This is a genomic window from Parasedimentitalea marina, assembly GCF_004006175.1.
Lineage (GTDB): Bacteria > Pseudomonadota > Alphaproteobacteria > Rhodobacterales > Rhodobacteraceae > Parasedimentitalea > Parasedimentitalea marina.
Genome location: NZ_CP033219.1, coordinates 388,545 through 408,543, shown reverse-complemented (window position 1 = coordinate 408,543; position 19,999 = coordinate 388,545). Strand labels below are relative to the sequence as shown.

At 59.8% G+C, this 19,999-nt stretch carries 21 protein-coding genes; 11 read left to right on the top strand and 10 right to left on the bottom strand.

The window, feature by feature from the left end:
• Window positions 1–131: 131 nt before the first annotated feature.
• The 4 genes from EBB79_RS02125 to argH all read right to left on the bottom strand — a co-directional run bounded on the left by EBB79_RS02125 (window position 132) and on the right by argH (window position 5,973).
• Window positions 132–2,747: a TIGR02302 family protein gene (locus EBB79_RS02125; protein ID WP_127747251.1), complete on the bottom strand. Its 2,616-nt coding sequence runs from the start codon at window positions 2,745–2,747 to the stop codon at window positions 132–134.
• A 37-nt stretch (window positions 2,748–2,784) separates the two neighbouring features.
• A complete protein-coding gene (lysA, locus tag EBB79_RS02120) occupies window positions 2,785–4,050 on the bottom strand; it encodes a diaminopimelate decarboxylase (RefSeq protein ID WP_127747250.1) in 1,266 nt (421 codons plus the stop codon).
• A gap of 318 nt (window positions 4,051–4,368) precedes the next feature.
• The gene (locus EBB79_RS24350) at window positions 4,369–4,545 is read right to left on the bottom strand and encodes a hypothetical protein (RefSeq protein WP_164860730.1); all 177 of its coding nucleotides are present in this window, start codon (window positions 4,543–4,545) and stop codon (window positions 4,369–4,371) included.
• A 33-nt stretch (window positions 4,546–4,578) separates the two neighbouring features.
• Window positions 4,579–5,973 carry an argininosuccinate lyase gene (argH, locus tag EBB79_RS02115; protein WP_177627762.1) on the bottom strand — a complete coding sequence of 465 codons (1,395 nt, stop codon included), beginning with the start codon at window positions 5,971–5,973 and terminating at the stop codon, window positions 4,579–4,581.
• Between the two features lie 21 nt (window positions 5,974–5,994).
• Between argH and EBB79_RS02110 the strand changes: the two genes are divergently transcribed.
• The 7 genes from EBB79_RS02110 (at window position 5,995) to phbB (ending at window position 11,786) form a co-directional block, all read left to right on the top strand.
• Complete coding sequence (locus tag EBB79_RS02110; RefSeq protein ID WP_127747249.1) at window positions 5,995–6,558, top strand: TlpA disulfide reductase family protein; 564 nt, start codon at window positions 5,995–5,997, stop codon at window positions 6,556–6,558.
• Window positions 6,559–6,627: 69 nt separating this feature from the next.
• Complete coding sequence (locus tag EBB79_RS02105; protein WP_127747248.1) at window positions 6,628–6,969, top strand: hypothetical protein; 342 nt, start codon at window positions 6,628–6,630, stop codon at window positions 6,967–6,969.
• A 95-nt stretch (window positions 6,970–7,064) separates the two neighbouring features.
• Entirely contained in the window at window positions 7,065–7,451 is a 387-nt protein-coding gene (locus EBB79_RS02100; RefSeq protein ID WP_127747247.1) for a hypothetical protein, read from the top strand.
• Window positions 7,452–7,458: 7 nt separating this feature from the next.
• Window positions 7,459–8,388 carry a sterol desaturase family protein gene (locus EBB79_RS02095; protein ID WP_127747246.1) on the top strand — a complete coding sequence of 310 codons (930 nt, stop codon included), beginning with the start codon at window positions 7,459–7,461 and terminating at the stop codon, window positions 8,386–8,388.
• Window positions 8,389–8,529: 141 nt separating this feature from the next.
• The gene (locus EBB79_RS02090; protein ID WP_420850355.1) at window positions 8,530–9,369 is read left to right on the top strand and encodes an EAL domain-containing protein; all 840 of its coding nucleotides are present in this window, start codon (window positions 8,530–8,532) and stop codon (window positions 9,367–9,369) included.
• 237 nt (window positions 9,370–9,606) lie between these two features.
• Complete coding sequence (locus tag EBB79_RS02085; protein WP_127747245.1) at window positions 9,607–10,782, top strand: acetyl-CoA C-acetyltransferase; 1,176 nt, start codon at window positions 9,607–9,609, stop codon at window positions 10,780–10,782.
• Window positions 10,783–11,063: 281 nt separating this feature from the next.
• On the top strand, window positions 11,064–11,786 hold the full coding sequence (phbB, locus tag EBB79_RS02080) for an acetoacetyl-CoA reductase (protein WP_127747244.1): 723 nt from the start codon (window positions 11,064–11,066) through the stop codon (window positions 11,784–11,786).
• Window positions 11,787–11,889: 103 nt separating this feature from the next.
• Here phbB and EBB79_RS24345 read toward each other — a convergent pair whose 3' ends face one another.
• Window positions 11,890–12,030: a hypothetical protein gene (locus tag EBB79_RS24345; RefSeq protein ID WP_164860729.1), complete on the bottom strand. Its 141-nt coding sequence runs from the start codon at window positions 12,028–12,030 to the stop codon at window positions 11,890–11,892.
• A 111-nt stretch (window positions 12,031–12,141) separates the two neighbouring features.
• On the opposite strand from EBB79_RS24345, the gene gcvA reads away from it, so the two are divergent.
• Together gcvA and yddG are read left to right on the top strand one after the other, a co-directional pair.
• On the top strand, window positions 12,142–13,089 hold the full coding sequence (gene gcvA, locus EBB79_RS02075) for a transcriptional regulator GcvA (protein ID WP_127750840.1): 948 nt from the start codon (window positions 12,142–12,144) through the stop codon (window positions 13,087–13,089).
• Window positions 13,086–13,949 (top strand): aromatic amino acid exporter YddG, encoded by an 864-nt coding sequence (yddG, locus tag EBB79_RS02070; RefSeq protein WP_127747243.1) that lies wholly within the window; start codon window positions 13,086–13,088, stop codon window positions 13,947–13,949. Before gcvA ends, yddG begins: the two co-directional genes overlap by 4 nt.
• 59 nt (window positions 13,950–14,008) lie before the next feature.
• Here yddG and EBB79_RS02065 read toward each other — a convergent pair whose 3' ends face one another.
• From EBB79_RS02065 to EBB79_RS02055, 3 genes are all read right to left on the bottom strand, one after another.
• Window positions 14,009–14,185, bottom strand: a complete 177-nt coding sequence (locus EBB79_RS02065; RefSeq protein ID WP_127747242.1) for a YdcH family protein — start codon at window positions 14,183–14,185, stop codon at window positions 14,009–14,011.
• Between the two features lie 153 nt (window positions 14,186–14,338).
• The gene (locus tag EBB79_RS02060; RefSeq protein WP_127747241.1) at window positions 14,339–15,112 is read right to left on the bottom strand and encodes a tRNA1(Val) (adenine(37)-N6)-methyltransferase; all 774 of its coding nucleotides are present in this window, start codon (window positions 15,110–15,112) and stop codon (window positions 14,339–14,341) included.
• The gene (locus EBB79_RS02055) at window positions 15,112–15,324 is read right to left on the bottom strand and encodes a putative signal transducing protein (protein ID WP_127747240.1); all 213 of its coding nucleotides are present in this window, start codon (window positions 15,322–15,324) and stop codon (window positions 15,112–15,114) included. The genes EBB79_RS02060 and EBB79_RS02055 overlap by 1 nt, the downstream gene beginning before the upstream one ends.
• A 57-nt stretch (window positions 15,325–15,381) precedes the next feature.
• On the opposite strand from EBB79_RS02055, the gene EBB79_RS02050 reads away from it, so the two are divergent.
• Window positions 15,382–16,380 (top strand): polyprenyl synthetase family protein, encoded by a 999-nt coding sequence (locus EBB79_RS02050; RefSeq protein WP_127747239.1) that lies wholly within the window; start codon window positions 15,382–15,384, stop codon window positions 16,378–16,380.
• Window positions 16,381–16,561: 181 nt separating this feature from the next.
• Window positions 16,562–17,329 (top strand): pentapeptide repeat-containing protein, encoded by a 768-nt coding sequence (locus tag EBB79_RS02045; RefSeq protein ID WP_127747238.1) that lies wholly within the window; start codon window positions 16,562–16,564, stop codon window positions 17,327–17,329.
• Window positions 17,330–17,347: 18 nt separating this feature from the next.
• Here the strand turns inward: EBB79_RS02045 and EBB79_RS02040 are convergent, their stop codons facing one another.
• Together EBB79_RS02040 and EBB79_RS02035 are read right to left on the bottom strand one after the other, a co-directional pair.
• The gene (locus EBB79_RS02040; protein ID WP_127747237.1) at window positions 17,348–18,169 is read right to left on the bottom strand and encodes a 4-(cytidine 5'-diphospho)-2-C-methyl-D-erythritol kinase; all 822 of its coding nucleotides are present in this window, start codon (window positions 18,167–18,169) and stop codon (window positions 17,348–17,350) included.
• Complete coding sequence (locus EBB79_RS02035) at window positions 18,159–19,880, bottom strand: tetratricopeptide repeat protein (RefSeq protein ID WP_127747236.1); 1,722 nt, start codon at window positions 19,878–19,880, stop codon at window positions 18,159–18,161. Before EBB79_RS02035 ends, EBB79_RS02040 begins: the two co-directional genes overlap by 11 nt.
• Window positions 19,881–19,999: the final 119 nt, after the last annotated feature.

Below are 19,999 nucleotides of genomic sequence, written 5' to 3'. Positions count from 1 at the left end.
CTGGGGGCCAGCCCCCAGACCCCCGGGATATTTTTGGGCCAGATGAAGACGATCCTCCCTGTGCCAAGTGCCGCGCAATCTCGGTGTGGGATGCCTGTTTGCACGGCTCACTTGGCTGACACTCACCTGGTTCAGAACTGATCCAGCAATCGCTGAAGATAGCCACGTTCGCCTTCACTGCGCTCACGCTCATCAGCACGGCGGCGGATCTCTTCCAGCAGATCCCAGGCCCGGCGATAGGCGCTGCCTTCACCGATACGGCTGCCATCGTCGCCAGCCCCATCCCGACCCTCGGGCTGGTTACGGCCCAGTGGATCCATCCGGTTGCCCTGACGGGCAGTATTGCGACCTGACTGGCTGCCAGCCTGACCGGGCTGCTGCGCCAAAGCCTCGCCCAAGGCGCGCATGCCTTCACGCAGCCGTTCCATAGCCTCAGCTTGTTGGTCGATTGCCTCGGCCAAATCGCCCTGCTCCAGTGATTCTTGGGCGCCGTCCATCGCGCGACCCGCGTCTTCCAGCGACTGCCGCGCGGCGTCGCCGCCTTCACTGCCCCCCAAGGGCAGGCCGTTTTGCTGACGCTGCAGTTCTTCGCGCAGCGCCTGTTGACGCTCAGCCAGGGATCCGCCAGGGGACTGTGCACCATCCTGGCCCTGACCGGACTGGGCATTGCCATCCTGACCTTCTTGTGAGCCGCCTTGCGGTTGGCCCTCTTCACTGTCGCCGCCCTGACCGCCCTCATGGCTTTGACCTTGCCCCAGACCGCCATTGCGACCCTGATTTTGCTCGCTCTCGCCCTTGCCGGCACCGGGGTTGAACTGTTCCTGCAGGTCGCGGAATGCCTGGTCCGACAGCCCCTGCTGCTGTTTCAGAGTATCCGCCAGGCCCTCCATCGCCTGCTGGCCTTCGCTGCCGCCCTGGCCTTGCTGGTTTTCTGTGACCCGCATGTTTTCCATCATTTGTTGCAATTCCTGCAGCGCCTGCTCGGCCTCGGCCATGCGGCCCTGCTCCATCAGCTCCTGGATGCGGTCCATCATTGCCTGCAGGTCATCCTGCGACAGTTGCATCATGTTCTCGGGCATCTCGCCCTGCTCCATCACATCGCCATTGGCCTCGGCCTGACGCTGCAGCTGGCGCATGTAGTCCTCGGTGGCCTCGCGCAGTTCCTGCATCAGTTCGGCGATCTCCTGGTCGCTGGCCCCGTCCCGCATCGCCTGGCTCAGCCGTTCCTGTGCCCGCCGCAGCCGTTCCAATGCATCGCCGACATCGCCGTCTTCCAGCATCAGCGCCAGCTCCCACATCGCCTCTGCGATCTCGTTCTGGCGCTCACTGGTCAGCCCGGCAACGGTATAGCTCTCTAGCCGGCGCAGGATCATCCGCATCCGCAAATAGGCCGAGGGATTGCGAAACTGCCCCTCGGGGTGGTGGGTCAGCGTCCGGATGATCTGCGCCACCCGGGGGGCATTGGCGCGTGCCCACAACAGATCACGACGCTGTTCGACCACTGCTGCCGCCAGCGGATCAAAGAACCGCCGTGCCAGAAGCGTGGCCCCAAATCCAGGCGCTTCGCCGCGCTGTTCAGCCCCATCCCACGCGACAAATGTGTAGGTTACCGGCAGATTGGCCCAGGGGTGCTGCGAGAAGTCATCGATCAGGTACTCTGTAAATTCACTCCGCCCGCCAGTCAGAGGCAGCGGTAAATCCAGGGTGATTTCGCTGCGCGGGTCGGGGTTCGCGGACAACCCATGACGCCGGTCCAGCGCCAGCAGGTCCAGCGCGATCCGCACTTCGCCGCCAGCTATCCCATAATCATCAACTGCCGAGAACGGCAGCGACATGGTGCCGTCGGGCTCTATCTCGGGTTGCCCGGCAACGGCGATCTGCGGCGGTGTGTCCGCGATCACCCCGATCTGCCAGCTCTGGCCACCGGTGCCCTCGATCGACAGTTCGCCAGATTGGGTCACCACAAAGTCCTGCTGCGCATCCGCCGCCGAGGGCAGTTCGCCGGTGCGGCCGGATACCGTCTCGGCCAGCGTCAGCGCACCGGGCTGGCCATATAGGCGCAGCGTCACCGTACTGCCCTGCGGCAGTTTGAATTCGTCATCGTCAACGTCGTTCAGATATAGGGTGGGCAGCCCGGTATAGCGCGGTGGTTGCAGCCAGCCCTCCCAGGAGGGGCCCGCCATCGCCGTGGCCGCGCCCGGTCCCAGATCACGCACCGTGCCAACCCGCCAGATAGAACCGAACAACAGGGCAACCACCAGTGCCAGCAGCGCTACAAAACGCAGCGCATAAGGGTCCGCAGCAGCGATCCGCAGATTTGGTTGCGCCGCCTTGGCCTGGGCCGCTCGGGCCGCCATACGGGCCTGATGCGCCTGCCACAAAGCGGTTGAGGCGGTGTCATCTTGGCCAATGGCCTGCGCATCCAGCAGAGCATTGATCGGCCGCCCCGGTAATGTCTCGTCCAACCGCGCCAGGGCCAGTGCCCGGCTGGGCCAGCGCAGCTGCCGCAGGCCCCAGATCAGCGTGGCCAAACCACCCAGCAGTGTCAGAACAGCGCCGGACCAGACCACCTCAACCGGCAGCATTTCATGCAGGCCCAGCATCAGCGCGGCCAGGGCCAGCATCACAACCGAGGCCAGCGGCCAAAAGGCACGCAGGCAGGTTTCCGCAATCATCCCTGCCCGCGTCAGCCGAATCGGCCAGTGCAGGCTGTTCAATTGTGTCGCGAGGACCGGTTTCGCGGCCATATCTTCAACATCTCCAATAGACCTACGCGGGATCGCGTCAGAGCCATTCTGGTATGCTATCGCGATTTATCATTTCGTCAAAGCTTGGCCTTGCGCGGATAACCGCGAATTGATCGCCATGCACCAGAACTTCGGGGATCAATGGACGCGAGTTGTATTCGCTGGCCATGACCGCACCGTAAGCACCGGCACTGCGGAACGCGATCAGATCGTCAGCAGCCAGCGGTGCCATTTCGCGCTGCTTGGCAAAGGTATCGCCACTTTCGCAAACCGGGCCGACGATGTCATAGGGCTGGCTCTCCACACCGGCGGCGGGTTCAGTGACCGGCACGATATCATGGTGCGCCTCATACATCGCGGGACGGATCAGGTCGTTCATCGCACCGTCAATGATCAGAAAATCCCGGTCCTCGCCGGATTTCACGTAGATCACTTTGCTGATCAACAGACCCGCATTACCAGCGATCAACCGGCCCGGCTCGATCTCGATCTCGCAGCCCAGATGGCCCAGCGTCTTTTTGATCAGCGCGCCATATTCCACCGGCAGTGGCGGGGCATCGTTGGAACGGGTATAGGGAATTCCCAATCCACCACCCAGATCCAGGCGACGGATATTGTGGCCCTCACTGCGCAGTTGCTCGGTCAGCTCGGCCACCTTTTGATAGGCCTTCTCGAACGGCTCCAGCTCGGTCAGCTGTGATCCGATGTGCACGTCGATGCCAATCACATCCAGACCGGGCAGCGCGGCCGCATGGGCATAAACCGCCGAGGCCCGCGAAATGGGAATGCCGAATTTATTCTCGGACTTACCAGTGGCGATCTTGGCATGGGTCTTGGCATCCACATCCGGGTTCACCCGCACGGTGATCGGCGCAATCACGCCCAACTCCTGTGCAACCGCGTTGATCACGTCCATTTCCGGCTCGGATTCAACGTTGAACTGACGAATACCACCGCTCAGCGCCACGCGAATTTCCTCGGCCGTTTTGCCCACGCCTGAGAACACAATCTTGTCGCCGGGAACGCCCGCGGCCTTGGCCCGCAGGTATTCGCCCTGGCTGACCACATCCATGCCCGCACCGACCTGGGCCAGCGTTTTCAGGATGGCCTGATTGCTGGCCGCCTTCATCGCATAGCACACCAGATGGTCGAGCCCCTCCAGCGCCTCGTCAAACAAGCGAAAGTGCCGCTGCAGCGTGGCGGTAGAATAGACATAGAACGGCGTGCCCACGGCAGCCGCAATCTCGGCCACCGGAACATCCTCGGCGTAGAGCGCGCCGTCGCGGTAAAGAAAATGATCCATGCTTGCGCGATAGACCAAACCGGCAGGGCAAATCAAATGATTCCGCGCAACTTCAAGCGCAAACACGCTGTAAACCGAACCATTTCTTCACAGACAGCGTGCCCGCCCGCAGCCGGTAAAGGCTTCACCGATCCAGCCGGCCCAGAATTTTATTGAGTTCAAAACACTTCCGGGGGTGAATGAGGAGCCATTATATTGGCGCCTCAGAGGGGGCCGCGCCCCCGATTGGGCACCGCGCGTCAGCGCGGTGCCACGCCCAACCCTGACAGGGCCCCGCAAGGGGGCCTTCAGGGACGGGAGACCCTGGTTTCACCGGGCTCAGAACCCGAGATACAGGCTCAACGGACCTTGGTGTACTCCGACGCCGCCACGGGCATGCACGCCGCTGTTTGAGATCCCAATCCCGGCATTCAGCGACGGTTGCACCGGTTCGCCATCAACGCCGCAGGCCGCCAAAACTGCAATTGCTGTTAACGATAACATCCATTTGTGCATCTTCCAGTCTCCTTCAATCCCATTGCGGGCAGGTCATGCCCCAAGAATTTCAGTCCAGCGGGCAACCTGCTGGCGCACCTGCGCCGGGGCTGTGCCGCCATATGACATGCGCGAACCTACCGAGTTTTCAACGCCAAGCACAGTAAAGATATCACTGGTGATGCCCGCATGGACACCCTGCATATCCTCAAGGCTCAGGTCTGGCAGGTCACAGCCGCGGGTTTCGGCCATGGCAACAAGGGTCCCGGTCACATGGTGCGCATCGCGGAACGGCACCTTCAGCACCCGCACCATCCAGTCAGCCAGGTCTGTGGCGGTCGAGAACCCCGACCCTGCGGCCGCCGCCAGACTGTCGCGGTTGGCGGTCATGTCCTTGACCATGCCCTCCATCGCCGCCAGCGCCAGCATCCAGTTGTCGGCGGCGTCGAACACCTGTTCTTTGTCTTCCTGCATATCCTTGGAATAGGCCAGTGGCAGACCCTTCATCACCATCATCAGCGCCGTGTTGGCGCCAAAGATCCGGCCCACTTTGGCGCGAATCAGCTCGGCCGCGTCCGGGTTCTTTTTCTGTGGCATGATCGACGATCCGGTCGAAAACCGGTCCGACAGGGTGACAAACCGGAACTGCGCTGTCGACCAGATCACCAGTTCTTCGGCAAAGCGGCTCAGGTGCATGGCGCAGATCGAGGCAGTGCTGAGGAACTCCAGCGCAAAGTCACGATCCGACACCGCGTCCAGTGAATTTGCGGTCGGACGATCAAAGCCCAGCGCCGCGGCTGTCATGTCACGATCGATGGGAAACGAGGTCCCGGCCAGCGCCGCCGCTCCCAGAGGTGATTCGTTCATCCGGGCCCGGGCATCACGCACGCGCGACAGATCGCGGCCAAACATCTCCACATAGGCCATCATGTGATGACCCCAAGTCACCGGCTGCGCCACTTGCAGGTGGGTAAAGCCCGGCATCACCCAGTCGGCTCCGGCCTCGGCCTGTGCCAGCAAGGCTTTGATCAACGCCAGCATACCTGCCTCGGCAGCGTCCAGCTGGTCGCGCACCCAGAGTTTGAAATCGGTGGCCACCTGATCATTGCGCGAGCGGCCAGTATGCAAACGGCCCGCAGGTTCACCGATAATCTCCTTTAGGCGGGCCTCCACATTCATGTGAATGTCTTCCAGCGCGGTGGAAAACTGGAAGGTTCCGCTATCAATCTCTGACAATACGGTGAGCAGCCCTTCCCTGATCGCCTCGGCATCGCTATCGGTGATCACGCCTGTTGCGGCCAACATCGCTGCATGGGCCCGCGAGCCTGCAATGTCTTGCGCCGCCATTCGCTGATCGTACCCGATCGAGGCGTTGATTGCCTCCATGATCGCGTCCGGGCCAGCGGCAAAGCGGCCGCCCCACATTTGGTTCGAGGATTGGTCTGTCATGGTAAGATACCCGGAGATAAAATGCGTCTGTTACGTCTGATCCCCCTTTATATCGCCCTGAGCTTGGGTGCAAATGCTGCCCTAGCTGTTGAGATCTCGGATCTTGAGGCACTGCGCGTTGGCGACATGAAGAAACTGAACTTTCACAGCACCCCGGCCGAAGTCTCGGACAAAGAGTTCTTTCTGGCAGATGATGCCGGAACCGGAACCCTGGCCGACTATCGGGGGAAAATCGTCCTGTTGAACTTCTGGGCGACCTGGTGTGCCCCTTGCCGGGCCGAAATGCCGATGCTGTCAGAGCTGCAGGCCGAGCTGGGTGGCGATGATTTTGAGGTCGTGACCCTGGCGACTGGGCGCAACGCACCCGCAGGGATCGTCAAGTTCTTTGCCGAAACCGGCATCACCAACCTGCCCCGCCATCAGGACCCGAAACAGGCACTGGCCCGGGAAATGGCGGTGCTCGGCTTGCCAATCACGGTGATTCTGGACCGCGAGGGCCGCGAGATCGCCCGTCTGCGCGGCGATGCCGAATGGAACAGCGATAGCGCCAAGGCGATTCTCTCGGCCCTGATCGCCGGGAAATAACGCACTATCTTATCCTCTGTGGCCCCTCCGGTTTCCGGGCGAGCCGACACAAGTCACAGAGGACACCCCATGCATCCCGTTGTATTATTGATAGGCCGCCTTCCAGCAGTCATTGGCGATGTTGCACGACAGTTGGATCATCTGCCAATCCAGTGGTTAGGCGCCCATGACCACCCCGAGGTGGTGCGACAGCTCGAGACCGAGCCCCGCATCGCCTGCGTCATCATGGGGGCCGGCCTGGATGATGGCATCCGCGGCGATCTGATCGGCGTCATCGCCGCGCTGCGACCCGACGTCTGCATTCACCTGAAAGACCGCAGTTCTGGCCCTGAAGGGCTGGTGCCCTTTGTCGAACGGGTAGTGCAGCAGGAATTGCTTTCCCTGCCAAGCCGGATGGAACTGGCCGTATAGGCCCTGTCTGAACAGCGCGGCAGGTCGTGTTGACCCAACGCCACCTTTGACAGTCTCCCCCTTTGACCGCCACTCTGGTCACGAGGGGAAATGATATGCCGTTGGAAATATTACTGGCCTTGGTTGCGGGCGGGATCTCAATCACTGCGCTGATATTACATCTGACCGGACGGTCCGCCAGGACTGTTATGTCCGCCGAGCAGGCCCGCGATGCCTGGTTGCGACAATTTCCCGAAGACAAGGTTGGTCAAATCCTGACCGCCCAGGACGGTCATGCCGCCTTGCTGCAAACCTCGCAGGGCATGGGACTGGTTTGGGCCTTTGGCGCCGACACCGTCGCGCGCCCCTTGCAGGGCTGCAATTTACGTGATGTCCCAACTGGGTTGCGCGTGAACTTCTCTGAATTTGCCGCCCCCTCAACCCGCCTGACCCTAAGTGAAACCGAGCGCACCGACTGGCGCCTCCTGATGAACACGGCCTGAGCATCCTATGACAGACACACTTTCATATCCCGACGTGACCCAATGGGCAGTGCCGTTCTTTATCGTAGCTATTCTGGGCGAGCTGGCCTGGATCGCGGTCAAAGGTCGCGGTGGCCGCTATGAGACCCGCGACGCAGTGACGTCCCTGGTGATGGGGGCCGGCAGCGTGGCCTCGGGCATTCTGCTTGGGTTTATTGCCTGGACGTTTTTCATGTGGCTTTGGGCGCTGACTCCGATGAATCTGGGCACATCAGTGGTGGCGATTATCGTCTGCTTTGTGCTGGATGATCTGCGCTATTACTGGGTGCACCGGTTTGGGCACCGCATTCGCTGGGTTTGGGCCAGCCACGTCAACCACCACTCGAGCCAGCATTACAATCTAACCACAGCGCTGCGGCAGACCTGGACCGGCACCTTTTCACTGGTGATGCTCATCCGCGCACCGCTGGTGCTGATCGGCTTTCACCCGGCGCTGGTGCTGTTTGTCAGCGGGATCAACCTGATCTACCAGTTCTGGATTCACACCGAGGCGATTGGCAAAATGCCGCGCTGGTTTGAGGCGGTGATGAACACGCCCAGTCACCACCGGGTCCACCATGGCCGCAATGCCCGCTATCTGGACTGCAACTATGCCGGCGTTTTTATCATTTGGGACAAGATGTTCGGCACCTTTGTGCCAGAACAGGACAGCGAGGCGGTGGACTATGGGCTGGTGCATAATCTGGGCAGCTTCAACCCCTTAAGGGTGGCGTTTCATGAATGGGTGGGCATCTGGACCGACGCAAGTCAGCCGGGGTTAACCCTGCGCCAACGCCTTGCCTATATGCTGGCCCCGCCCGGTTACAGCCACGATGGCAGCCGCGATACATCGCAAACCCTGAAGGAAAAGCATCTGGCGCGTCACCCCGAAGATGACGGCACACCGGGGTTCAATTGATCCCTCTGGCAGGCGCTGAAGTAGATGCCTGAGCAAGATTCCCTAAAATGCGATCTTTAATCGCGCCTTCACCCTTTTAACGGACCCTGTCCATCGACGCGTAAAACAGACAGACTCAGGGTAAGCGATGAGGGCCAGAAGGTGAAAAAGCGGCAACAAGTGATGGCAGATATGCCGGAAGGGTCCGAAAACCCGCTGAACGCAGCCGTGGTGAGTCGGGACCGGTCCACGCTCGACATGGTCGAAGAGGCGATCAAGCACAACCAGACCATGCTGGCCTATCAACCGGTGATGCAGGCGATGCCACCCCATGAAGCCGCCTTTTACGAAGGATATATCCGGGTGCTGGACGCCACCGGTCGGGTGATTCCCGCGCGTGAGTTTATGCCGGTGGTCGAAGACAAAGAGCTGGGCCGGGTGCTGGATTGTCTGGCGCTGGAACATGGCTTCAAGGCACTGAACCGCAGCCCAGACATCCGCCTGTCGATCAACATGTCTGCCCGCTCGATTGGTTATGGCCGCTGGATGCGGGTGGTTGATCGGTTCATGAAAAAAGACGCAACCCTGGGCGAGCGACTGGTGCTGGAAATATCCGAGGCCTCGGCTATGGCTGCGCCCGAGCTGGTTGTCGATTTCATGGGACGGATGCAGGAACATGGCATCGCCTTTGCGCTGGATAATTTTGGCGCCGGCACTTCGGTTATCAAATACTTTCGCGAATTCTTTTTTGATGCTGTCAAAATTGACGGCCAGTTCATCCGCGGCGTGCATGCCAGTCATGACAACCAGGCAATGACACGGGCCTTGGTGTCGGTGGCCAAGCAGTTCGACATGCTGGTGGTGGCTGAATCGGTCGAAAGTCGCGAGGATGCTGAATTCCTGGTGTCGATTGGCGTTGACTGTTTGCAGGGCTATTTGTTTGGCGCTCCCTCGGTCAACCCGCCCTGGATTGCAAACCTGAAAGAGCGCACCCGCGCCTGATTTTCAGCTAATTCACTTTACGTAGAAATACCCGTTTTCACTGGAACCGGGTATTTTTTTGCATACGCAATTGACTCGACGCCCTCCCCTGAGACACCTTGTCCGTTGCTGCACCTGCAGCAATTCGCTATTTGAAACCCCGTAAGGGAGGGAAATTCCAGATGCCGCACCTGCAAACAGGACGTCCGGCGCTGTGCTATTTTCCAACGCATCTTTGATGGCAGAGGACCCATATCAATGACCAATGTTGTAATTGCATCCGCCGCGCGCACCGCCGTTGGCAGCTTTGGCGGAGCCTTCGCCAACACACCAGCCCACGACCTGGGCGCCAGTGTTTTGCAGGCCGTCGTCGAGCGCGCAGGCATAGAAGCCGGTGAAGTCTCGGAAACCATTCTGGGCCAGGTGTTGACTGCCGCACAGGGTCAGAACCCGGCGCGTCAGGCCCATGTCAATGCCGGCCTTCCCCTTGAAGCCGCAGCCTGGAGCCTGAACCAGGTCTGTGGTTCGGGGTTGCGCGCTGTCGCACTGGGTGCGCAGCACATCATGTTGGGAGACGCCGATATCGTTGCGGCAGGCGGTCAGGAAAACATGACCCTGTCGCCCCATGCCGCACATCTGCGCGCGGGTCACAAGATGGGTGACATGAAATACATCGACACCATGATCCGAGATGGACTGTGGGATGCATTCAACGGCTACCACATGGGCCAGACTGCTGAAAACGTTGCTAATCAGTGGGACATCTCCCGCGATATGCAGGACGAATTCGCCGTCGCCAGCCAGAACAAGGCTGAAGCCGCGCAAAAGGCTGGCAAGTTTGCTGACGAGATTGCCGCCTTTACCGTGAAGCACCGCAAGGGCGACATCGTTGTTGATCAAGACGAATACATCCGCCACGGCGCCACCATGGCCGCAATGCAAAAACTGCGCCCAGCCTTTGCCAAAGACGGCTCGGTCACTGCAGCCAATGCCTCGGGGCTGAACGATGGCGCTGCTGCCACCTTGCTGATGTCCGCCGACAACGCTGAAAAGCGGGGCATCACGCCGCTGGCGCGCATCGCATCTTATGCCACTGTTGGTCTGGATCCGTCGATCATGGGTGTGGGCCCGGTTTATGCCTCACGCAAGGCGCTGGACAAAGCCGGCTGGAGCGCCAGCGATCTGGATCTGGTTGAGGCCAACGAAGCCTTTGCTGCCCAGGCCTGCGCTGTGAACAAGGAAATGGGCTGGGATCCTGAAATCGTCAACGTCAACGGCGGTGCCATTGCCATTGGTCACCCCATTGGGGCCTCGGGCTGTCGCGTCCTGAACACATTGCTGTTCGAAATGCAGCGCCGTGACGCCAAAAAGGGTCTGGCAACCCTGTGTATCGGTGGCGGTATGGGCGTCGCAATGTGCGTTGAACGTCCCTAATAGCTTCGAACACCAGATCAAGGAGGGCGCCAGTTTAGGCGCCCTTTTTTTGTGCCTAATGGTCAGGCGCCGCGCCATCTCTGCGTTAGCCCATATTTCGGGCAATTTCACCGCCGTTGACCCGAAATGCTTGCGCAAAAACCCATTCAGATTACTGTGAAATCACGCGTGCAGCAATTTTATGCGGCAATGCGGCGATTTTCTTGCGCAACAATGTTGCGTATAGGATGTCAAAACTGTAGCAAGATTACCAAGTGAACCAATATCAAAGGATTCTCCATATGGCACGAACAGCTCTCGTCACCGGCGGCACACGCGGCATCGGCGCAGCAATTTCACAGGCGCTCAAGGCCGAAGGCTATAGCGTCGCCGCCACATATGCCGGGAACGACCAAGCCGCAGCAGCCTTTACCGAAGAGACCGGCATCAAGACCTACAAGTGGAATGTTGCCGACTACGATGACAGCAAGGCAGGCATTGCCCAGGTCGAGGCGGATTTGGGGCCCATTGATGTTGTGGTCGCCAATGCCGGCATCACCCGCGATGCACCGTTCCACAAGATGACCCCGGAGCAGTGGCATCAGGTGGTCGACACCAATCTGACCGGCGTGTTCAACACAGTGCACCCGATCTGGCCCGGCATGCGCGAGCGCAAGTTTGGCCGCGTCATCGTGATCAGCTCTATCAACGGTCAGAAGGGTCAGTTCGCACAGGTCAACTATGCCGCAACCAAGGCTGGTGATCTGGGCATTGTGAAATCACTGGCACAGGAAGGCGCGCGCGCAGGCATCACAGCCAATGCCATTTGCCCGGGCTATATCGCCACCGAAATGGTGATGGCCGTGCCCGAGAAGGTCCGCGACAGCATTATCTCGCAGATCCCCACCGGCCGCTTGGGTGAGCCCGAAGAGATCGCACGCTGCGTTGTCTTCCTGGCCTCGGACGACTCAGGGTTTGTCAACGGGTCGACCATCTCGGCCAACGGCGCACAGTTCTTTGCCTAAGCCCTAGGTCCATGAAAACAACAAGGGCCGGCCCATGTGGACCGGCCCTTTTGGTATCCCGTAAGAACGCGCGCGCTGCGCCCAGCGGGAAATCCTGTCCTGATCAAGCGGTCACAGCCTTGATTGCTGCTGCCTTGTGGGAACTCCATAGCCAATTCCAGACATCCCGCATCATCTGTCCGCGCTCGGCGTGGGCACGGGCAAAGGCGTCTCTGGTGGCAGCGTTTGCACTATATTCCAGCATGATGCGTTCCTTTCGGTTCAGTCATATTTATCTATGGCCAATATGGTACGTGACAACAAAAGGCACAAACGAGACTTTTCATCCGGTCAGTTAAGTAATACTTGTGTGAGTATGTCGAACCGGTTGCCCCCCCTCACCGCCCTGCGTGCCTTTGATGCCGCCGCCCGTCACATGTCCTTTGCCCTTGCAGCAGCGGAACTGAATGTCACGCCGGCGGCTCTTTCGTTTCAGATCAAGTCGCTTGAGGACCATCTGGGCCAGCCACTGTTTCATCGTAAGAATCGGGCGGTAGAGCTGACCGAGGCAGGACGCACCCTGGCACCCGGCGCAGCTGAAGGGTTCCAAACATTAACTGCAGCCTGGAACGCAACGCGGCGCTTGCAGGACAATACCAATCTAACCGTGACGGCAGGTCCGGCTCTGACAGCGAAATGGTTTGCGCCGCGATTGTACGAATTTGCCCGGGCCCACCCTGAAATCGACTTGCGGTTTTCGGCCACGCTGCGCCGAATGGATCTAGAACGGGACGATGTGGATGTGGCTATACGTTTTGGCGAGGGATCTGACGATGGCCTGTACAGCAGACCAGTGCGCAAAGAATGGTTGACCCCTGTCATGTCACCTGAAATGGCCGAGCAGTTCCCCACCCCCGAAAGCCTAATGAAGGCGCCGTTGATCTACGATGACTCGATCAGCTTTTTGCGGCCATCGTGCGATTGGCCGACCTGGTTTCGCGCCATGGGGATAAACCACACTCCGGTTCACGGGACGCATTTTTCGAACGCGGATCATGCGGTGGATGCTGCGCTTGCCGGCGCCGGTGCGGTGCTTGGCCGCCGTGCGATGATCGTCAAAGATCTGGCCGAGGGCCGTCTGGTCGCGCCATTCAAGGTGGCCATAGAAACCCAAGGGCGATTCCGGTTTTTGTGCTTGCCTGGCGCAGAAACACGGCCACAAATCGCGGCATTCAGAGATTGGTTCTTTGCCGAGATTGAAAAAACCGTACATATCTCGGATCAGTTCACCATCATCCCAGTCGAGGACATCCCACCAGCATGACCAGATCCAAGGCCACCGCGATAGGATTTATCGCCGTTTTATTGTGGGCGCTGCTGGCCCTGTTGACCGTTGGATCGGCGCCAACACCACCGCTGTTACTGAATGCCATCTGCTTTACCATCGGCGGCACCCTTGGGCTGATCTGGACCGCAGTCAGCGGTCAGTTGGGACAATTGCGCCGGGTGTCCTGGAAGGTCTACGCCTTTGGCACTGTTGGGCTGTTTGGCTATCACGCGCTGTACTTCTCGGCGTTGCGACTGGCCCCAGCTGCCGAGGCCGGGTTGATTGCCTATCTCTGGCCACTGCTGATTGTGCTGTTTTCCGGGCTGCTGCCCGGCGAGACCCTGCGCCGGGGTCACCTGATTGGCGCGGTTTTGGGTTTTGCTGGCGCGGCCACCATCATTGCGGGCGGTGGCGCTGGGTTTCAGATGCAATATCTGCCCGGATATGGGCTGGCACTGCTGTGCGCACTGACATGGTCAGGATATTCCGTGATCTCCAGGCTGGTGGGGTCGGCCCCGACCAGCTCGGTCGCGGTGTTCTGCTGTGCCACGGCGCTGGCCTCATGGGGGCTGCATTTTGCAATCGAGGACACGGTTTGGCCGATTGGGATCTGGGGCTGGAGCGCCACCCTGTTGTTGGGTCTGGGCCCGGTGGGGCTGGCGTTTTATGTCTGGGATATCGGCGTCAAACAGGGCGACATTCAGATGCTGGGCACCAGCTCATACGGGGCACCGCTGCTGTCGACATTGGTTTTGGTGATTGCCGGAATTGCGGCCCCGTCATGGGGGCTTGCGCTGGCCGCTGGCTTAGTCACTTTGGGTGCGGTCATTGCAGCACGGGCCAGTGCCACTGGGTAAGTGTAGCGGATCAGTACGACGGTAGGACGGGGCCAGCCTAGGCCCCGACCTACAATTCTCTAGGTCAGTTCGACATGTGATAGACGCTCGATCTCTTCCTTGAGTTTCAGCTTCTGTTTTTTCATCTCGGCAATTTCGAGCCCGTCCGTGCTAGGTGCGCGTTGCGCAACTTCCACTTCACTGCTTAGGGTCTCGTGCTTCTTTTTCAGTTCAACCAGATGTGAGCTGAGGCTCATGGCAATCCTCCTTAAAAGCTAAGTTCGTATTAAGAGTGGACCACAAGAAAATGAAACTGTCACGCTGCAGACGCATTCATTTGTCGAGAAATTGAAACTTTCGGCCAGTTTTTGCCTGCTATTGGGCCACCTGTGGCAGACTGTCGCGCAGCCCTAACGGGAACCGGGCCATTCCAAGGCTTCGCCCTTGCGCAATATGGCTGCAATACAGGGTTGATAGCTGTCGCCGTCCACCTCGTGCCGCGCGCCCTTGTGCAGGATCAGCGGCGCGTGCAGGCGAAACGCTGCCCGGCCCGACTTGCGGGCTCGCAGGATCAGCAGGTCGGGGGCGCGACCAACCCGCGCGGCCAAAGGCAGCACCTCGATCGAGCCAAGCCGACCCTCGCAGGCGATCAGCATTTCCGGCAGCCTGTCGATGCGCTGGATCATATGCAGCATGCCTTGCGGTGCCAACCGTTTAGCCGCGACCCCGATCCAATCGGCCAAAGGTGTCTGCTCGCCCAGGGCGGTGGCCCGTCCGGCATCGGGGGACGAGCTGTGCGCGCCACGGGAATAATAGGGTGGATTGGCCAGAACATGGTCGAACTGACGTTGACGCAGGTCCTCGGGTAACCCGGCCAGGTCACCCTGTACCACGGCAAGATCAATCTGATTTTCAGTGCCATTGCGCCGGGCCAGCTGCGCATAATTGGACTGCAGCTCGACCCCCGTCAGATCCAGATCCGGAACCCGCGCCCCAAGGCACAACAAGACCTGCCCCGCGCCACAGCCCAGTTCCAGCACCCGCTGCTTGGGCCGGGCCGGAACACTGGCCGCCAGCAGCACCGGGTCCACCCCGGCGCGATAGCCATCCTTGGGCTGCCAAATTCGGACTTTGCCGCCAAGGAAGTCGTTGCAGGTCAGTGCGCTGTCAGAGAAATCGCTCATTATTTCAACGGAATTTCATTGTCACGCATGACGCGTTCGGCGTCGGCGTGATCATCAACCCGCACCATCAGGCGACGCGGAAAAATTCCAATGCCTCCTTCAAGGATGCTCATATTTACGTCCACCTGAAAGCAGTCTATATCCTCCCCCTGAAGAAGGGCGGAGGCAAAGGCCATGATGGTTGGATCGGTGCTGCGTAAAAGTTCCTTCATAAGATGGGATCTAAGGGCAAGGGCGGTCGGATGTCGAGCCTTGCAATCGGGAATATAATGAACCAGAGCCTGGCACAAAAACCGCATGATCAATTGGCCGCCGCCCTGAGCGGTGAAATGGAGGCCGTGAATAGGCTGATCCGCACCCGGATGGCCTCGGAACATGCGCCGCGCATCCCCGAGGTCACCGCGCATCTGGTCGAGGCCGGCGGCAAGAGGCTGCGCCCGATGCTGACCCTGGCTGCGGCGCGCATGTGCGCCTATGAAGGTGAGCATCACCTGAAACTGGCCGCAACGGTTGAATTCATTCACACCGCCACCCTGCTGCATGACGACGTGGTTGACGAAAGCGGCCAGCGCCGTGGCCGCCCCACTGCCAACCTGCTGTGGGACAATAAATCATCGGTTCTGGTGGGCGACTACCTGTTTTCGCGCAGCTTTCAGCTGATGGTGGAAACCGGCAACCTGCAGGTACTGGACATTCTTGCCAATGCCTCTGCCACCATTGCCGAAGGCGAAGTGCTGCAAATGACCGCAGCGCAGGACCTGAAGACCGGCGAAGAGATCTATCTGCAAGTGGTGCGCGGCAAGACGGCCGCCCTGTTTTCAGCAGCAACCGAAGTGGGCGGCGTTATTGCGAGCGCTGACGAGGCCCAGATCAAGGCACTGTACGACTATGGTGACGCGCTGGGGATCGCCTTTCAGATTGCCGACGACCTGCTGGACTATCAAGGCGACAGCAAGGTCACCGGTAAGAACATCGGCGATGATTTTCGCGAACGCAAATTGACCCTGCCGGTGATCAAGGCCGTGGCGCAGGCCACCGATGAGGAACGTGAATTCTGGAGGCGCACCATCGAGAAAGGTCGCCAGCAGGACGGCGATCTTGAGCAGGCTTTGGCGCTGATGGATAAATACGCAACGCTGGCGGCCACACGGGATGATGCCAATGGATGGGCAAATAAGGCTAAAGCGGCACTGTCCGTTTTGCCGGATCACCCCATTCGTCAGATGCTGAGCGATCTCGCTGATTATGTGGTTGCGCGACTGAATTGAACGGTCAGCGGGGGCGCTGCCCCCTCTTGGCCAAGAGGCCAATTCACCCCCGGGATATTTCTGGCCAGATGAAGCGGCGGAACATGGCTATGTCTGTTGATAGTGGCTTGCAAAATTGGGGTTTTGGCCTCTTACTCGGGAGGTATATTCAGCAGGTAGACGCATTTGGAGTTTTTGAGTTTTGGATTTGTCGTCAGCCCTTTGCGATAAAATTGAACGTGACAGTGGCTGCGCGGGCCGGGACCTGTCCGGGTTTGATTTTGAGTGGGTCAATGGCGACGACGAGCTGTCGTTTCAGGACTGCGTGATACGCGACACCCGGATCAAGGGCGACACGCTGATCGGCAGCAGTTGGCGCAATTGCAAGTTCATCAACTGTGAGTTCCAGGGCACAAACCTGCGCGATGCGCAGTTTGACAGCACAGTGTTCTTTGAAGGGGCAACCACCAGCGCCACAGCTTTTCGCTATTGCAATCTGGGGCGTGCGACGTTTGCAAAATGCAACATGTCGCTGGTCAAGATCACCGGCTGTGAGGCCTATGGGGTGTCATTTGAGGACTGTCAGATGCGCGGTCTGGACGTCGAGAACACCAAACTGGTGCAAAATGCTGGCAAGCGCAGATTCGGGTCGGCGCGTTTCAAGGACTGTCAATTGGTGGACGCCATTTTCGGCAAGCTGGATCTGTCGTCCTGCACCTTTGACAGCTGCGATCTGTCTTATGCGACGTTGCAGCGATCCCGGCTAGTCAACACCGTGCTGCGCGACTGCAATCTGCTGGGCATTGAGACAACCGATGCGGATTTCGCCGGGACTGATCTGCGCGGCAGCGATCTGGACGGGTTCGACCTGACCGGGTTGAAAAGCCATGCCGGCATGATGATCTCAGCTGGGCAGCAGCATCATTTGCTTGGCAGTCTTGGCATCGATGTCTCGCCGGATGGGTGCTAAGGCAGCACACCTAAAGCGCTAGCTCAGCTCGGTTGCGACGCACCACCAGTCGGAATGGGCGGTCTCAATTTCGTAAGCCGCATGATGAGCGGCCTTCATGGTGGGATAGAGCGCAAAACAGGTCGCCCCGGAACCCGACATGCGCGCCAGCAATATATTGCCGGTGCAATTCAGCTCTGCCAGGACCTGATCAACCAGCGGAGCAATCCCAGCCGCTGGACCCTGCATGTCGTTGCGTTGCCCGGCGAGCCATGCGGCGCATTCCTGTGGAGTGGCGAAGTCAGGGATATGCGATGGCATCGGCGGGTTGTCACGCTGTGCCAGCGCCGAAAAGACAGCGCCAGTTGGCACATGGGCGCCGGGGTTCACCAGCAGCGCCGGGAGTTTGGGCAGTTTGACTGGCGTGACATGGTCGCCGATGCCCTGCATGCGCGACGCTTGGGCGGCCATGCAAACGGGGATATCTGCCCCTAAGGAGAGCTGAAACTCTTTGGGTGTTGGCAGATCTTGCGCGGCAAGTGTTTTCAGCACCGTTGCGGCGTCGGACGAGCCACCGCCAATCCCGGCCCCGTGCGGCAGAACCTTGTCCAACTGCACGCGTCCGTACCAACCTGCTCCCTCGGCGGCTTGCCAGATGAGGTTACGATCATCGGTGGGCACGCCCTCGGCAAACTCGCCCGACACATCGATCAAAATCTGATCGCCCGGTGTCAGCCGCAGGCGGTCGCCGACATCGGCAAAGACCACCAGACTATCAAGCAGGTGATAGCCGTCCGCGCGTTGGCCGGTCACATGCAGGGTCAGATTGATCTTGGCCGGGGCGAATGCCTCAGCCGTCATTGGCCATCTTGAGCGGATCTGCGCCTTCCTCGATCAGGACCTGATCCAGACCAATTTCAAGCTTGCGGCGAATGCGGTCGGGGTCGGCCTCGCTGTCGGTATCTTCGGGATCAACAAATGAGAGTGCCCGCTTCCACTGGAACTCGGCCTCGAGATAGCGGCCAACAGCCCAGAACACGTCGCCCAGATGGTCGTTGACCACCGGATCAACCGGCATCAGCGCAACCGCGCGCTCCATATGGTCGGTGGCTTCATCGTAGCGACCCAGTCGATACAAGACCCACCCCAGCGAGTCGCGGATAAAGCCTGACTCGGGGCGGGCGGCAACCGCGCGCTCAATCATACTCAGCGCTTCGTCCAGCTTGATCTGCTTTTCAACCAGCGAGTAGCCCAGATAGTTCAGCACCTCGGGGCGGTCGGGGTTCAGCGCCAGCGCGGCGCGGAAATCAGCCTCGGCCCGGTCCCATTGCTGCAGGCGTTCCAGACTGATGCCACGGGCATAGAGAATGAACCAGTTGGACGCGCTGTCCTGATCCAGGATCGACAGGGCGGTGTCATAGGCCTCGACTGCCCGGGCATAGTCCTCTTGCTGGCGCAGCAGATCGCCCAGGGAAGAATAGACATTGGCCTGGTCCGGGAATTCACGTGTCAGCTGTTCAAGCACCTCGATCGCGGCGTCTGGCTTGGCGGCGCGGCGCAGGGCCTCGGCGCGGCCCATTTCAGCGGCGTGAAAATCAGGATGGCCCGGCTGCACCTGTTTATAGGTGGCCACCGACAGCTCATAGCGGCCCAGTTTTTCCAGCAGCTCCGCGCTGAGCAGAACTGAATCCATGTGATCAGGGCTAAGAACAGAGGCCATGCGGGCATAGACCAATACATAGTCATCTGCCGCTTCGCCGCTCAGGGCCGAGGCCACCGTGTAGAACACCTCGGCGATGCCATCGGTGACACTAGCGGCCTGAATGAAGGGCAAAGTCTCATCCGCAGCCAGACGGTCGAAAATCACGGTCAGCGCCGGATCAAGGTGGCTGCCAAAAACAGTGGTCAGGAAGGTCATCGCCTGGTCGTTGTGACCCAGTTGCGACAGAACCTGCACCCTGGCCAACACGGCGCGGCGGGTGATTTTGGCCAGTCGGTTGTCATTGGCAGCAAACATCGCTTCGGAGGCTTCAAAATCGCCGATTGAGGCCAGGGCAAGTGCCCGGTGATACAGGGCAAACAACCGCAGGCCATCGTCCTCGGCGACCGTGTCAAACGCGTCCAGTGCCTGGGTCACGTTGCCAGCGCCCATCTGGGCCCAGGCGGTGACCAATCCATCCACCAGCGGGCCGATGCCCTGACTTTCGAGATCACGGTCCATCAGCGCGCGGTAGTCTTGGGCTTGGGTAAATCCGCCGACCATCACCATGTTGGCGATCTGACTGTTGATGCCCTCGTCCCACATGCGTTGTGCAACCGGAAGGGCCCTGTTCAGCTGACCCAGCGCCGTCTGCGCAAAAACTACGCTTTCCATCAGCACCGCGTTTTGCGGATCCCGCACCAGGGCGCGGGTGTAATAGTCGGCGGCGGCGGCGAAGTCGCTGTCATATGTCGCGGCACGGCCTGCCAAATATGGACCCGAGGGTTCCTGGGCTGCGACCGGAGCCACCGCACCAAATGCCAAAGAAAGAGCTATAGCTGCCGTTGCGGCGCGTCGGAATGGGAAAGTCACCGGATCGATTGCCTCGCTATTTGGATTTTTGACCAAGCTAGGCAATCAAAGGCAAGGACGCAATGGCACGCGTTGCCACCAGGGGCCAATACACGGTTTTTTGCTGATCATGGTAAATA

Coding starts and splice junctions, on each gene's coding strand:
- EBB79_RS02060 (WP_127747241.1), bottom strand. CDS start 15,112: ATGAGCGATTTCTCTGACAGCGCACTGACCTGCAACGACTTCCTTGGC.
- EBB79_RS02125 (WP_127747251.1), bottom strand. CDS start 2,747: ATGGCCGCGAAACCGGTCCTCGCGACACAATTGAACAGCCTGCACTGG.
- EBB79_RS02105 (WP_127747248.1), top strand. CDS start 6,628: ATGCATCCCGTTGTATTATTGATAGGCCGCCTTCCAGCAGTCATTGGC.
- EBB79_RS02040 (WP_127747237.1), bottom strand. CDS start 18,169: ATGACGGCTGAGGCATTCGCCCCGGCCAAGATCAATCTGACCCTGCAT.
- EBB79_RS24345 (WP_164860729.1), bottom strand. CDS start 12,030: ATGCTGGAATATAGTGCAAACGCTGCCACCAGAGACGCCTTTGCCCGT.
- argH (WP_177627762.1), bottom strand. CDS start 5,973: ATGACAGACCAATCCTCGAACCAAATGTGGGGCGGCCGCTTTGCCGCT.
- yddG (WP_127747243.1), top strand. CDS start 13,086: ATGACCAGATCCAAGGCCACCGCGATAGGATTTATCGCCGTTTTATTG.
- EBB79_RS02065 (WP_127747242.1), bottom strand. CDS start 14,185: ATGAGCCTCAGCTCACATCTGGTTGAACTGAAAAAGAAGCACGAGACC.
- EBB79_RS02095 (WP_127747246.1), top strand. CDS start 7,459: ATGACAGACACACTTTCATATCCCGACGTGACCCAATGGGCAGTGCCG.
- gcvA (WP_127750840.1), top strand. CDS start 12,142: ATGTCGAACCGGTTGCCCCCCCTCACCGCCCTGCGTGCCTTTGATGCC.
- EBB79_RS02085 (WP_127747245.1), top strand. CDS start 9,607: ATGACCAATGTTGTAATTGCATCCGCCGCGCGCACCGCCGTTGGCAGC.
- EBB79_RS24350 (WP_164860730.1), bottom strand. CDS start 4,545: ATGCACAAATGGATGTTATCGTTAACAGCAATTGCAGTTTTGGCGGCC.
- lysA (WP_127747250.1), bottom strand. CDS start 4,050: ATGGATCATTTTCTTTACCGCGACGGCGCGCTCTACGCCGAGGATGTT.
- EBB79_RS02100 (WP_127747247.1), top strand. CDS start 7,065: ATGCCGTTGGAAATATTACTGGCCTTGGTTGCGGGCGGGATCTCAATC.
- EBB79_RS02050 (WP_127747239.1), top strand. CDS start 15,382: ATGAACCAGAGCCTGGCACAAAAACCGCATGATCAATTGGCCGCCGCC.
- EBB79_RS02110 (WP_127747249.1), top strand. CDS start 5,995: ATGCGTCTGTTACGTCTGATCCCCCTTTATATCGCCCTGAGCTTGGGT.
- phbB (WP_127747244.1), top strand. CDS start 11,064: ATGGCACGAACAGCTCTCGTCACCGGCGGCACACGCGGCATCGGCGCA.
- EBB79_RS02055 (WP_127747240.1), bottom strand. CDS start 15,324: ATGAAGGAACTTTTACGCAGCACCGATCCAACCATCATGGCCTTTGCC.